This is a genomic window from Mesorhizobium sp. GbtcB19, assembly GCF_019091085.1.
Classification (GTDB): Bacteria; Pseudomonadota; Alphaproteobacteria; order Rhizobiales; family Rhizobiaceae; genus Mesorhizobium.
On the sequence record NZ_JAGXJY010000004.1, the window covers coordinates 112,298 to 125,912 of the forward strand.

Here is a 13,615-nt window from a genome sequence, read left to right on the forward strand (position 1 = left end):
AGGAGAGGTTCAGGGTCTCGTCACTGTTATAGCGCCAAGCGATACGCCTCGACGGCGGAAGCGCCAAAAATCTGCGAACGCTCCTCTTCCGTCAGCCCGCAGAGACACTCGCCGAGCGCGCGTTTGACCGACTGATAGTCGGCCGCGACCAGGCAGACCGGCCAGTCCGAACCGAACAGGCATCGCGATGGCCCGAAGATCGAAAGCACCGCGTCGACATAGGGCTGCAGGTCCTGGCTTCTCCAGTGCCACCAGTCGGCTTCCGTGACCATCCCGGAGAGCTTGCACCAGACATGGTCGCGATGCGCCCCGAAGCCCTGCATCAATCCGGCCCACGGCTCCATCGCGTGCTTCGCAATGCGCGGTTTGGCGATGTGGTCGACGACGAAACGCAGGTTCGGATGCCGCTCCACCGTCTCCAGGGCCGCGGGGATCTGCGGCTCCTTCAACAGCAGGTCGCAGGCGAGGCCCGCCTCGGCGACCGCCGCCAGCCCGCGCTGGACATCCGCGCGCAGCAGCCAGTCCGGGTCCGCCTCGTTGTGGACAAGATGACGGACGCCGACCAGATAGCGACCATCCGGCCGCGCCTTCAGCATGGACAGTGTGGCCGCCACCTCGGGATCGGTGAGGTCGACCCATCCGACCACACCGGCGACGAAATCGGTCCGGTTGGCCGTCTCCAGGAACGCCACCGTCTCGTCGAGCGAATGCCAAGTCTGGACAAGGATGGTTTTATCAACGCCGGCCGCGGCCAGCGCTGGCCTGAGATCCTCGGGCGAGAACACCCTTCGGATGGCGGCGTAATCCTCCGTCATCCAGCCGCAGGACCCGTCCGCCGGGTCCCAGAAATGCTGATGCCCGTCGATGACCAGAGGCCTATCGGTGCCCATGGCGCTCACCAGCGCTGGTGCACGGCAGCCTTGATGCGCCGCTCATAGATATCGGCGATGCGTTCCATCACTTGCGGCGACAGCGCGGGCAGGTCGGACGCGGCCGCGTTTTCCTGCGCCTGCCGGACGGACTTGGCGCCAGGGATGGTCACCGTCACCGCCGGGTTCATCAGGATCCAGCGTAGCGCCCATTGCGCCATGGTGGCGCCTGGCGGCAGCAGCGGCCGCAATTCCTCGACCGCCTGCAGGCCTTCCTCGTAATTCACGCCGGCGAACGTCTCGCCGACGTCGAAGGCCTCGCCTTGCCGGTTGTAGTTGCGGTGGTCCTTGGCGCTGAAGGCGGAATCGCTGCGGAACTTGCCGGACAACAGGCCGCTGGCCAGCGGCACCCTGACGATGATGGCGACATCCTTCTGGCGCGCCATGTCGAAGAACAGCTCCGCCGGGCGCTGCCGGAAGATGTTGTAGATGATCTGGACGCTGGCGACGCCCGGATATTGCAGCGCCTTGATGCCTTCCTCGACCTTCTCGACGCTGACGCCGTAGTGGCGGATCTTGCCTTCCTCGACCAGCTTCTCCAGCGCCTCGAATGTTTCGGGCTGGTAGAAGACCTCTGTCATCGGACAGTGGAGCTGCACCAGGTCGAGCACGTCGACCTCGAGATAGCGCAGGCTGCGCTCGACGAAGCTGGTCAGATTCTGGCGATTGTAACCGGAGGCGACATGCGGGTTCAGCCGCTTGCCTGCCTTGGTGGCGACCATCGGCCTGGCACCTCCCCGCCCCTTCAGCGTCTTTGCGATCAGCTTTTCCGCCCGGCCGTCGCCATAGACGTCGGCCGTGTCGATCATCGTGACACCTGAATCGAGCGCGGCATTGAGCGCCGCGATCGCGTCCTTCTCCTCGACATCGCCCCAGTCGGCGCCGATCGCCCAACTGCCGAAGCCGATTTCCGACACTTGCCAGCCGGTGCGGCCAAATCGCCTTTGATGCATGGAAACTCACTCCTCAAAGCCCGCGTCGTCTTGACGGGTCGTGCCGGCAGGAATATCAGATCGGATAGTTGTATGACAACCCTGTAAGCATGCAAAAGGCGGATAGCGGCGGCTTTGGATCTAACGGAAAGCTGGAGGACGACGGAATGCTTCTGGCATTCGCGCATGATGCCGATCACGGTCAGCCGGCCTTTGAACACCGGCCCGTATCCGCCGCCTGTCCTGGCAGGCCATGCGCCGCTCGGGGGCCCTCGCCCGATCTATTTCAGATGTCCGGCGCCGTCGCGAAGCTGCTCGAAGCGCTTGTAGGAACGGGTCAGATGCAGCCGCATCGCCCGCTGCGCCGCCTTGGCGTCGCGTGCTTCGATGGCGTCATAGATGGCCCGGTGCTCGCGCCGCGTCCGCTCGAAATGCCGTTCGCGTTCGTCAGGCTCCAGCCGGTCGAATTGCGTCCACTGGCGCGGGATCATCGCGGCGCCGAACGTGTCGAACAGTCGGCTGAAATACGCGTTGTGGGTGGCCAAGGAAATCGCGCGATGGAAGCCCGCATCCTCGGTCGCGGCAAGGCCGGTTTCGGCAATCGCCCGGTCGATGGCGTCGAGCTGCTTGACCATGAAGGCAAGGTCCTTGGCGGTCCGTCGCGTGGCGGCCAGCGCCGCCGCTTCCAACTCGACGCCCATGCGCAGTTCGAGCACCGCCAGGATCTCGTCGATCGATTCGACATCCGTCGGCACGATCGAAAAGGTTTTCGGCGGCGGCTCTTGCGCCACGAAGGCGCCGAGGCCTTGCCTTGTCGTGATCAGCCCCCGCGCGCGCAGCGAGGCCAGCGCCTCGCGCACCACGGTCCGGCTCACGCCCGTCGCGTTGACGATCTCCTGCTCGGTGGGCAGCCGCTGTCCCGGCGCAAGATCGCCGGCCTCGATCTGGGCGGCAAACTTGTCCACCAGTTCGCCCCTGAGATTGGGGGACTGGCGAATGGCGCCGAACATTGCTCCGCCACGATCCGTCATCGGAAAACCGGCCCTTTAAATCGATTCTTGCGCGCCAAGGATCGCACCGCTTGGTTGCAACGGCAATCTTTCGTTTCCGATGCGTGTCGCAGCGCTTCCGGGTCAACGACATGCACTTAAAAAGCAAGGGAAGACCAGCATGAAGCAGCAGATCGGCTTTATCGGCCTGGGCGCGATGGGCTCGGGCATGGCGGCCAACATCCTGACCAAGGGCTGGCCGTTGACTGTCTGGGCGCACCGCAACCAGGAGGCCGCGCTTAAGCTGGTCGAAGCCGGCGCCCGCCAGGCGCCGACGCCGCGCGCGCTGGCGGAAGGCTGCGACATCGTTCTCCTCTGCGTGACCGGCTCGCCGCAAGTGGAAGCGGTGGTGAAGGGACCGGAGGGGCTTGCCGCCGCCGCGGACGGACATGCCGCCGCTGGAAAACCGCTGCTGATCGTCGACTGCTCGACCTCCAACCCGTCCTCGACGATCACGCTCGCCGCCGAGCTTGCCGCCAAGGGCGTGACGCTGATCGACGCGCCGCTGGCCCGCACGCCAAAGGAAGCCGCCGAAGGCAAGCTCGACGTCATGGTCGGCGGCGCGGCGGACGCGGTCGCCCGCGCGCGGCCGGTGCTCGAAGCCTTCGCGGCGCGTGTCGTCCACACCGGCCCGACCGGCAGCGGCCACACCATGAAGCTCCTCAACAATTTCATCTCGATGGGCTATTCCGCCATCTATTCCGAAGCGCTGACGCTGGGCGCCAAGGCCGGGCTGACGCCGCAGGTCTTCAACAGCGTCATTTCCGGCAGCCGCATGGATTGCGGCTTCTACCAGGCCTTCTTCGACTTCGTGCTCAACCGCAACGAAAACGCCCAGCGCTTCGCCATCGCCAACGCGCTGAAGGACATGACCTACCTCGCCTCCTTCGCCCAGGCCGCCGGCATCGCCAACCCGGTCGGCAGCGTGGTCCGCAACGGTTTCGCCATGGCGGTGGCTACGGGTCATGGCGAGAAGTTCGTGCCGGCGCTGTCGGATATTGTCGCTGGGTTGAATGGGGTGTCGCTGGTGGAACCGGCGGCGGAGTGAAATCGCGTAGGGCGCTCCCCCTCTCCGTCCGCTGCGCGGCCACCTCTCCCCCATTTCAAGGGGGCGAGGAAAGCTAATTGTCGAGGTCGCGGCCTTTGAAAGCTTGGGTTCCTCGCCCCCACAAAGTGGGGGAGAGGTGGCTCGGCGAAGCCGAGACGGAGAGGGGGCTGGCGCCGACATATGCGATTAGCCTGCGAGAACCTTGCTACGAAAGCAGGGCTATACCGCTACCCCGCCGCCTGCCCGCGAACAGCCTTCCGCAGCCTCGAGTGCCTTGCCGGCGATGCTGGCTTCGCCGAGGCCTCGCCCCCAGGCAATCCAACGCGCGAGGCCGCGCCCGCGAGATGCCGCGTCATTGCCGCGCTCGCGCCCTTCGCGTCTCCGGCCTTGATCGCCGCCAGGATGCGCTCGTGCTCGCCCAGTGTCGTGCGCGCCATATCGTCCGATTTCTGCTGGTTGCCGGCGGCCAGGATGCTCTCGCGCACCCGCTCCGAGACGAAGACGAGGAACTGGCCCATATAAGGGTTCTGGGTCGCCTCGGCGACCGCGCGGTGGAAGCCGAGGTCGTTTTTCAGCCAGGCGACGCTGCCATAGGGCGCCGTGCGCATCCCGTCGAGCGCCTCTTCCATCGCCGCGATGTCGGCATCGGAGCGGCGGGCGGCGGCGAGCGCAGCGATCTGCACCTCCAGCATGCCGCGCAATTCGAACAGGTTGCGGAAGGAATCCGCCCGCTGCAAGGTCTCGTAGTCGATCGTCAGCACCGTGGCATTGGCCGCGTCGGCGACGAAGGCGCCCCTGCCCTGCTGCGACCAGATGCGACCTTCGGAGCGCAGCCGCGCGATCGCCTCCCGCACCACGTTGCGGCTCACCCCGAAGGTGGTCGCCAGCGCCTGTTCGGTCGGCAGCTGGTCGCCGGGCTTCAGGCGCCCCTGGGCGATCTCGCGCGAGATGGAACTCGCCACCAGAGTGGAGAGGTGTGGACCGCGATTGACCTTGTCGAGTTTCAGCGTCATCGCTCACCTATAGTCGAGCGCGGATGCGGACGCCAGAATGCGGCCGTTGCTCAATATGTGGCGCGGGTCGAAGGCGTGCTTGATGCCCGCCGCCAGATCGAGCGTCACCGGATCGATGCGGTCGAGGAAGGCCCGCTGCTTGACCCGGCCGATGCCGTGCTCGGCGCTGATCGAGCCGCCATAGCGGTCGACGACGGCGAATATCTCGGCTTCCGCCTCCTCGAACAGATGCTCGGTCGCTTCAGCAGTCATGCCTTCCGGCGGCACCACGTTGAGGTGGATGTTGCCGTCGCCGACATGGCCGTAGGTGACCGGCAGCGCGTCGGGCCGCGCGCGCTCCAGTTCGAAGAGCGCGTCGGTGACGAAATCGGCGAGCTTCGAGATCGGCACCGAGACATCGGTGCGCAGATAGCGGCCGCCCCTACCCTGCCGCTCGACCATGATCTCGCGGTAGAGCCACAGGCGCTCGCCCTGCGCCCGGGTCGAGGCCACGACGCCGTCCTCGACGAGATCCTCGACGCCGGCGAGAAAACTCAAAAGCATATCCTTGAGATCGATCAGCCCGCCGCCGGAAACCTCGATCAGCACATAGGCCGGGTAAGGTTTTCCCAGCGGCTCGGGAAAATCCTTGCCCTCGCGCATGGTGATCTCGATGCCGCTGCGCAGGATCAGTTCGAAGGCGGTGAGCAGGTCGCTGCAATCGCGCCGGGCGCGGGCATAGAGCGCCATCGCATCCTCGACCGAGCGCAGGCCGACCAGTGCGGTTTCGATCTGCGTCGGCCTGGGGAACAGCTTCAGCGCCGCGGCGGTGACGATGCCGAGCGTCCCTTCCGAGCCAATGAAGACCTGCTTCAGATCATAGCCGCGATTGTCCTTGCGCAGCACCTTCAACCCGTTCCAGATGCGGCCGTCGGCAAGCACCACTTCGAGGCCGAGCACCAGGTCGCGGGTCATGCCGTAGCGCAGCACGTTGAAGCCGCCGGCATTGGTGGCGACATTGCCGCCGATGCGGCAGCTGCCTTGAGCGCCGAAAGTGATCGGCAGGATGCAGTCGCTCGCCTCCGCGGCGCGCTTGGCGTCCTCGAGGATGCAGCCGGCCTCGACGATCATGGCGAAGTCGATCGGGCTGATCGAGCGGATCCGGTTCATGCGCTCCAGCGAGACGACGACCTCGTTGCCGTCGGCAGCCACCGCCGCGCCGACAAGGCCGGTCAGCCCGCCCTGCGGCACGACGGGGATGCGCTCGGCGTGGCAGTGCCGCATCAGCGCCGACATCTCTTCCACCGAATTGGGCCGCGCCACCGCCAGCGGACGGCCGAAATGGTCGCCGGACCAGTCGCGGCTGTAGTGCACAAGGTCTTGCGGCTCGGTCAGCAGCCCGCGGTCGGACAGCACGCCGGCCAGGGCGGCGATCAGCGATGCGGAATTGGGCGGCACGGCATTCATGAACTGAACCTGGACCCTTCCTTAAAACGACTGGACAACCACCAATCTTGTCGTGTTATCATACAACCCTGATTGAGAACATCAAGCGACGTCATGGTACCCGCCAGCCGTTTGGTGTGGACGATCAGAACGGCAAATCACCCGATACGGAGGACTTTCCCAATGAGCGACGCCCCAGGCTTTCGCTATATGCACACCATGATCAGGGTGCTCGACCTCGACAAGTCGATCGCCTTCTACACCGAGGTGCTCGGCATGACCCTGCTGCGCCGCGACGACTATCCCGGCGGCAAGTTCACCAACGCCTTTGTCGGCTACGGGCCGGAGGACAAGGAAGCCGTCGTCGAGCTGACGCTGAACTGGGGCCGCGAGGAGCCGTATGAGATCGGCACCGGCTTCGGCCACCTGGCGCTTGGCGTTAACGACATCTACGCCGTCTGTGCCGAGCTCGAGAAGCGCGGCGCCAAGATCCCGCGCAAGCCGGGGCCGATGCAGCACGGCACCACCCACATCGCCTTCGTCGAGGATCCGGACGGCTACAAGATCGAGCTGATCGGCCTCGACACCATGCAGTAGTTTCATTCTGCACCGCACCGGCTCGCCGCCGATGCGGTCCCTCCCGGTCCGCGCTTGCTTGGGAGGCGGTGCGGATGGGTTCGTCACTTGATGACCGCGATCTTGCTGCGGTCGATGGTGATGGCGACGGCGGCAATCAGCACCGCGCCGAACACCATGTTTTCCAGAAAAATGTTGACGCCGACGAAGGTCATGCCGATGCGCACGATCGAGATGATCAGCGCGCCGACCGCGGTGCGCGCCACGCCGCCCAGCCCGCCGGTGATGGCGGTGCCGCCGACGATGACGGCAGCGATGGCGGGCAACAGTAACTGGTTCGCCAAAACCGGCGAGCCGCTCGACAGCCTCGCCGCCAACACCACGCCGGCGGTGGCCGCCAGCATGCCCGACGCGGCAAAAGCGATGATCTTGGTGCGGTCGACATTGATGCCCGCGGCCCACGCCGCCGGCTCGCCGGCGCCGACCGCGATCGCCTGGCGGCCGAAGCGCGTGTAGCGCAGCGCGAGGAAGCTGACGATGCCGATCAGGGCCGAGATCAGCACCACCACCGGCAGGCCGGCGAGCGTGGCGTTGATCCAGGCGGTCTTCTCGCGGCCGGCTTCTTCGATGGTGATGGCGCGGCCGTCGGAGACCCAGAGCGCCAGGCCGGTGACGACGCCGCCGGTGGCCAACGTCGCGACGAAGGACGGCACCCGCAGCTTGACATGCACGATGCCGCTCAGCAGTCCGAAGGCGAGGCCGGACAGGATTGCCACCGGAAAGGCGGCGAAGCCGAGCGAGGGCAGCAGCTGCGCCAGCATCACGCTCGCCAGCGACGCCACCGCCTGGATCGACAGGTCGATGCCGCCGAGCAGGATGGCGAAGGTCACACCCGTCGCCAGGATGAACAGCACCGCGGTGTTGGCGAAGAGCAGCGCAAGCGTCTCGCCGGTCAGGAAGCCGGGCGCGGTGATCTCGATGATCAAAAGCAGGGCGACGAGCAGCACCAGCGGGATGGCGCCTTGCGTCCACTTGCCTTCGAAGACCTGCCTGATGGAAAAACCCTCGTTCATCGGCTCACACCATCGCTCGTAGCAATTCGACCTGATCCGGCTTGTTGCCCGGACTGGCGTCGAAGCGCGCGGTGATCTCGCCGTCGCGCATCACCAGCACCTGGTGCGACAGGCCGATCGTCTCCTCCAGCGTGTCGGAGATCAGAAGGATCGCCACGCCCTGCTCGGAGAGATCGCGGACCAGCTCGTAGACCTCCTCCTTGGCGCCGACATCGAGGCCGCGCGTCGGGTGGTCGAGCACCAGGATGCGCGAGCCGGCCGTCATCCAGCGCGCCAGCACCACCTTCTGCTGGTTGCCGCCGCTGAGCTTGCGGCAGGCGGCATCAGGGCCGGGCGCCTTGATGCTGAGCCGCTTGATCCAGTCGGCGGCTAGCCTGCGCTCCTTGCCGTAGTCGATGGCGCCGTTGCGCATGACGCTCGACAGGTCGGCGAGCGAGATGTTTTCGGCGATCGACAGGAACATCACCAGGCCTTCGAGCCTGCGCTCGCGCGGCACATAGCCGATACCCCGGCGCACCGCCGGTTCCGGCGAGGCGAAGCGCACCGTGTCGCCGGCGATCTTCATCTCGCCGGCGTCATGCGGCAGGAAGCCGCCGATCGTTCGGGTCACCTCCTCGCGGCCGGAGCCGACGACGCCGGCAATGCCGACGATCTCGCCGGCCCGGATCGACAGGTCGACGCCGCGATAAAAGCCATTGGCGCCAAGCCCCTTGGCCTCGACCATGATCTTTTCGCCGGGCGGCTGCTGACGCGCCTCGCGGTAATATTCGGCCTGCAGCCCGCGCCCGACCATGATCTCGTGCAGCTCCGGCGCGGTGACTTGCGCCGCGCGGTGTTCGGCCACGACCGCGCCATCCTTCATCGTGTAGACGCGGTCCGAGATCGCCAGCACCTCGTCGAGGCGATGCGACACGAAGACGAAGCTGGCGCGGGATTTCAGAGAGCGCACCCGCGCAAAGAGCACTTCGATATCGGCGGCGTTGAGCACCGAGGTCGGCTCGTCGAGCAGGATGAGCAATGGACGCTCGACCATCTCCTCCAGCGTCAGCGCCTTGGCGAGCTCGACCATCTGGCGCGCCGCGAAGCTGAGCTCGGAGGTGCGCGCGGTGACATCGATATCGACGCCGATCTTGGCGAGCTGGCGGCGCGCCGCCGCGTTCATGGCGCGCCAGTTGACCAAGCCGAAGCGGGTGAAGCGGTCTTCCTCGCCGAGATAGATGTTTTCGGCGACGGTCAGGTTCAGCACCAGCGACTGTTCCTGGAACACCATGCCGATGCCGTGCCGGGCCGCGTCGCGGGCGTTGCGCATGCGAAGCGGCTCGCCGTCCAGCGTGAGCGAGCCGCCGTCCAGCCGGTAGCCGCCGGCCAGCACCCGCATCAGCGTCGACTTGCCGGCGCCGTTCTCGCCGATCAGCCCGACCACTTCGTTCGGCCGCACCTCAATGGAGACGTCGCGTAGCGCATGGACGCCGGGGAAATTCTTGACGATGCCTGAAGCCTGCAGCATGGCGCTCACTTCACGATCTTCAGGCGCACGCGGTCGAGCGACAGCGCCACCGCCGCGATGATCATCAGGCCCTGCACCGTCTGCTGGATATAGGGCGAGATGCCGAGCAGGATCATGCCGTTGGCGAGAACGGTGACGATCAGCACGCCTACGGCCGTGTTGACGACGCCGCCTTCGCCGCCGGTCAGCGCCGTGCCGCCGACGACCACGGCGGTGACGGCCGCGAACAGCCTGCCGTCGCCGATGACGGCGTGCGACTGGCCGAGCTGGGCGGCGGCGAGCACGCCGGCAATGCCGAAGAAGAAGCCGGCCAGCGCGAACGCCGCGATGCGCACGCGCGTGACGTTGACACCGGAGAGCTTGGTCACGTCCTCGTGGCCGCCGATCGCCAATATGTGGCGGCCGAGTCTGGTGTGATACTGGATGACGGCGGCAAGCGCGAAAGCGCCGAGCGCGACCCAGACCGCCAGCGGCAGGCCGAGGAAGCGGTGCAAGGCCAAATCGCGGATCGAGGCGTCGTTCAGTCGTATGGCCGAGCCGCCCAGCATATAGACCGACAGGCCGAGCCCGATGAACCACATGCCGAGCGTCGCCATGAAGGATGGGATGCGCAGCATCGTCTGCACCAGCCCGCTGATCAGGCCCATGACCGTGCCCGCGGCGACCGCCGCCAGCACCGCCCACCAGCCAAAGTCGTTGCCGTTGCTGTCATTGGCAGCCAGCAGCACCACCACCATCGCCGCCACCGACAGTGTGCCTTCGACCGAGAGGTCGATGCTGCCCATCAGGATGATGAAGGTGAGCCCCATCGCCAGCGTCAGCGGCACCGCGGCGGAGTTGGCGAGCCGCACCAGGTTGCGGACCTCGATGAAATTGGGATTGGCGACGGCGATCAGGACGCAGAGCACAATCAGCACCGCCAGCGGCGCCAGGCTGCGCCAGCGCCTGCCGCCGAGCATGGTGGCGATGCGGCCGGGGAGCAATGTCATAAGCGTCGTCCGCTCGATGTCCGAAACGGACTTCAGGGGTTCTGTATCGATTGTCAAGAAACCGCTTCCCGTCTGCAGGATGACAGGCGTCGTGGCCGCGGGCGCAAGACGCCGGTAAAAAGGGAGCGGGCCGCCGCCAGGGAGAAGCCGGCCCGCCCCAAACGGGTCAGGCGCGGATCGCTCCGGTCACCCGGCCCCAGAGATCGTTCCAGTCTATCTCGGGCTTCGACTCGACATTGGTCTTGTAATATTCCTCGACATTGTCGTGCGAGATCAGCACCGCCTTGCCGTAGAATTCGCGATGTTCCGGCGGCTCCTTGGTCGGGTCGAACTTGCCGGTCTTGGCGTTGTAGCCGATGGCGAGCCCCATGCCGCCCTGCCAGAACGGATCGGAGGTGACGGTGCAGGCGAACTCGCCGGTGCGCACCGCGTCGACCGCCGTCTTGATGCCGTCGACGCCGACGATCGGCACCTTGCCGGCGAGGTTTTCGGCGCGCAGCGCTTCCAAGGCGCCGGAGCCCATATCGTCATTGGCGGCCCAGATGCCCTTGATGTCGTCGCCGAAGCGGGTGAGCAGATTGCCCATCAGGTCGAAGGCTTCGGTCGATTTCCAGTTGGCGACCTGGAAGTCGAGCAGCTTGATGTCGGGATTGGCGGCGAGCGCCGCATCGAGGCCCTTCTTGCGTTCGATCGCAGCCGTGGTCGAGATCAGGCCGCCGAGCGCGACGATGCCGCCCTTGCCGCCGATCGTCTTGAACAGGATCTCGGCGATGGTCTTGCCGCTGGAGATGCCGTCGAACTCGATATGCGAGACATAGTTCGGGTTGAAATCCTTTGGATGCAGGTCGGCCGGCTTGTTCCACTGCGTCACCACATAGGCGCCGGCCTTGGCGCAGGCCTCGACGATCGGGCGCGCGTCGGGCGTGTCGTTGGGATCGGAATTGAGCACCATGTTGCCGTTGGTCTTGGCCAGCATCGCCTTGATGTCGGCGATGCCCTTCTCTGAGTTGCCTTCCGAGACCAGCGTGACGTGCTCCAGCCCGGCCCATTTGGCATAGGCCTCGGCGCCGGTCTTCCAAACCGCGTGGTAAGGGTTGGACAACGAGCGGATCGACGTCACCAGCGTCGGCTTGTCGGCCGCGCGCAGCACTTTCGGCATGGCCAGCGTCGCCGCGCCGGCGGCGGCGCCCACCATCAGCGTCCGGCGGCTGACCGAACCGGAAAACGTAACAGTCTTGCTATCCTTCATTTTTGAACCTCCCGATTGAAACCTGTTCCCGCCCGGCGCTTTGCGCGGGGAGCGCGGCCGGATCCTCCCGTGACGGGGTCGTCAAGCTCCTCTACTTGTATGACAACCCTTCAACACGGCAACCATACTCTTTCTCTTGACGCGGCACAAGCGACTTGAGATCGTCGCGCGTGAAGAGCGGGGGCTTCCCTCGTCTGCAAGGGAGCGAGAATGGCAGACTATATCATCGTCGGCGGCGGCTCGGCCGGCTGCGTGCTCGCCGCCAGGCTGAGCGAGGATCCGGGCCTGTCGGTCGTCCTGCTCGAGGCCGGCCCGCCCGACACCGATCGCTACATCCACATGCCGGTGGGCTTCTTCAAGATGACGTCGGGACCGCTGATCTGGGGTTACGACGCCGCACCCGGCAAGGAGATCGACGGCCGCGTCATGGTCTACCCGCAGGCGCGGGTGCTCGGCGGCGGCTCCTCGATCAACGCCCAGGTGTTCACGCGCGGCTGCCCGCAGGACTATGACGACTGGGCGGCCGAGTTCGGCTGCGCCGGATGGAGCTACACCGATGTGCTACCCTATTTCGTCCGCTCCGAAGGCAACGACACCTTCGCGGGTCGTGAGCACGGCATCGACGGTCCGCTCGGCGTTTCCAGCGGCGCGCCGCACCCGCTGACCCGGGTCTTCGTCAAGGCGGCGCAGCAGGCCGGCCTCCCCTTTCGCGCCGACTTCAACGCCGGCGAGCAGGAAGGCGCCGGCTTCTACCAGACGACGACGCGCAACGGCAGGCGCTCGAGCACAGCGGTCGCCTATCTCAAGCCCGCCCTGGCGCGCCCGAACCTGAGCTTGCGCACCGACGCCACCGTCAGCCGCGTCGTCGTCGAGAACGGCCGCGCCGTCGGCGTCGAGATCATCGTCAACGGCCGCACCGAGCTGCTGCGCACCGAGCGCGAGGTGATCGTCACGTCCGGCGCCATCGGCTCGCCGAAGCTCCTGATGCTGTCCGGCATCGGCCCGGCCGCGCATCTTGGGCAGCATGGCATCAAGGTGGTGCACGATCTCGCCGGCGTTGGCCAGAACCTGCACGACCACATGGATGTCGATGTCGTCGCCGAGCTCAACGGGCCGCATGGCATCGACCGCTACAAAAAGAAGCGCTGGCAGGCGGTCGCCGGGCTCGAATACGCGCTGTTCGGCAAGGGACCGGTGGCCTCCAACATCGTCGAGGCCGGCGGCTTCTGGTGGGGCGACCGCGCGGAAAAGACGCCCGACATCCAGTTCCATTTCCTGCCCGGCGCCGGCGTCGAGGAAGGCATCGGCTCGGTTCCGGGCGGCAATGGCTGCACGCTGAACTCCTACCATGTGCGGCCGCGCTCGCGCGGCAGTGTGGCGCTCAAATCGGCGGATCTGCGCGATGCGCCTGTTATCGACCCCAATCCCTTCGCCGAGCGCTACGACCTCGAACGCGCCATCGACGGCATCGAGATCAGCCGCGAGATTCTCTCTCAGCCGGCTTTCTCGAACTTCATCAGCCGCGAGCATCTGCCGGGCGCGGGATGCCAAGGCCGCGCGGCGCTCGAAGCCTTTGCCCGCCAGCATGGCCGCAGCGCCTACCATCCGGTCGGCACCTGCCGCATGGGCGGCGATGCCGACAGCGTCGTCGATCCCGAGCTGCGCCTGCGCGGGCTGGAGGGCTTGCGCGTCTGCGACAGTTCGGTGATGCCGCGCATCATCTCGTCCAACACCAACGCAGCGGTGATCATGATCGCCGAGAAAGCAGCGGATATGATCGCGCGGTCTTTCGCCTCCCGCACCGGATGGATGTCTTAACGCGCGG

General features: G+C 66.3%; 12 protein-coding genes. 3 read left to right on the forward strand and 9 right to left on the reverse strand.

Annotated features, from left to right (window positions below; translation table 11 throughout):
- Nucleotides 1–26 precede the first annotated feature (26 nt).
- The 3 genes from KVT37_RS09545 to KVT37_RS09555 all read right to left on the reverse strand — a co-directional run bounded on the left by KVT37_RS09545 (nt 27) and on the right by KVT37_RS09555 (nt 2,892).
- Entirely contained in the window at nt 27–890 is an 864-nt protein-coding gene (locus tag KVT37_RS09545; protein WP_217572070.1) for an amidohydrolase, read from the reverse strand.
- A gap of 5 nt (nt 891–895) precedes the next feature.
- On the reverse strand, nt 896–1,882 hold the full coding sequence (locus KVT37_RS09550; protein WP_217572072.1) for an aldo/keto reductase: 987 nt from the start codon (nt 1,880–1,882) through the stop codon (nt 896–898).
- Nucleotides 1,883–2,142: 260 nt separating this feature from the next.
- Complete coding sequence (locus tag KVT37_RS09555; RefSeq protein ID WP_217572074.1) at nt 2,143–2,892, reverse strand: FadR/GntR family transcriptional regulator; 750 nt, start codon at nt 2,890–2,892, stop codon at nt 2,143–2,145.
- Nucleotides 2,893–3,031: 139 nt separating this feature from the next.
- Here KVT37_RS09555 and KVT37_RS09560 point away from each other — a divergent pair, with 139 nt between their 5' ends.
- Entirely contained in the window at nt 3,032–3,958 is a 927-nt protein-coding gene (locus KVT37_RS09560; RefSeq protein WP_217572076.1) for an NAD(P)-dependent oxidoreductase, read from the forward strand.
- A 227-nt stretch (nt 3,959–4,185) separates the two neighbouring features.
- Here the strand turns inward: KVT37_RS09560 and KVT37_RS09565 are convergent, their stop codons facing one another.
- Entirely contained in the window at nt 4,186–4,971 is a 786-nt protein-coding gene (locus KVT37_RS09565; protein ID WP_217572078.1) for a FadR/GntR family transcriptional regulator, read from the reverse strand.
- Nucleotides 4,972–4,974: 3 nt separating this feature from the next.
- Nucleotides 4,975–6,417, reverse strand: a complete 1,443-nt coding sequence (locus KVT37_RS09570) for an FAD-binding oxidoreductase (RefSeq protein WP_217572080.1) — start codon at nt 6,415–6,417, stop codon at nt 4,975–4,977.
- Nucleotides 6,418–6,579: 162 nt separating this feature from the next.
- On the opposite strand from KVT37_RS09570, the gene gloA reads away from it, so the two are divergent.
- Nucleotides 6,580–6,993, forward strand: coding sequence for a lactoylglutathione lyase (gloA, locus tag KVT37_RS09575; RefSeq protein WP_041004220.1), 414 nt, complete (start codon nt 6,580–6,582; stop codon nt 6,991–6,993).
- An 83-nt stretch (nt 6,994–7,076) separates the two neighbouring features.
- Here the strand turns inward: gloA and KVT37_RS09580 are convergent, their stop codons facing one another.
- The 4 genes from KVT37_RS09580 to KVT37_RS09595 all read right to left on the reverse strand — a co-directional run bounded on the left by KVT37_RS09580 (nt 7,077) and on the right by KVT37_RS09595 (nt 11,790).
- A complete protein-coding gene (locus KVT37_RS09580; protein WP_217572082.1) occupies nt 7,077–8,045 on the reverse strand; it encodes an ABC transporter permease in 969 nt (322 codons plus the stop codon).
- A gap of 4 nt (nt 8,046–8,049) precedes the next feature.
- On the reverse strand, nt 8,050–9,552 hold the full coding sequence (locus KVT37_RS09585; protein WP_217572562.1) for a sugar ABC transporter ATP-binding protein: 1,503 nt from the start codon (nt 9,550–9,552) through the stop codon (nt 8,050–8,052).
- A gap of 5 nt (nt 9,553–9,557) precedes the next feature.
- Nucleotides 9,558–10,541 carry an ABC transporter permease gene (locus tag KVT37_RS09590; protein WP_217572084.1) on the reverse strand — a complete coding sequence of 328 codons (984 nt, stop codon included), beginning with the start codon at nt 10,539–10,541 and terminating at the stop codon, nt 9,558–9,560.
- Nucleotides 10,542–10,707: 166 nt separating this feature from the next.
- On the reverse strand, nt 10,708–11,790 hold the full coding sequence (locus KVT37_RS09595; RefSeq protein WP_217572086.1) for a sugar ABC transporter substrate-binding protein: 1,083 nt from the start codon (nt 11,788–11,790) through the stop codon (nt 10,708–10,710).
- A gap of 210 nt (nt 11,791–12,000) precedes the next feature.
- Here KVT37_RS09595 and KVT37_RS09600 point away from each other — a divergent pair, with 210 nt between their 5' ends.
- Entirely contained in the window at nt 12,001–13,608 is a 1,608-nt protein-coding gene (locus tag KVT37_RS09600; RefSeq protein WP_217572088.1) for a GMC family oxidoreductase, read from the forward strand.
- Nucleotides 13,609–13,615 lie beyond the last annotated feature (7 nt).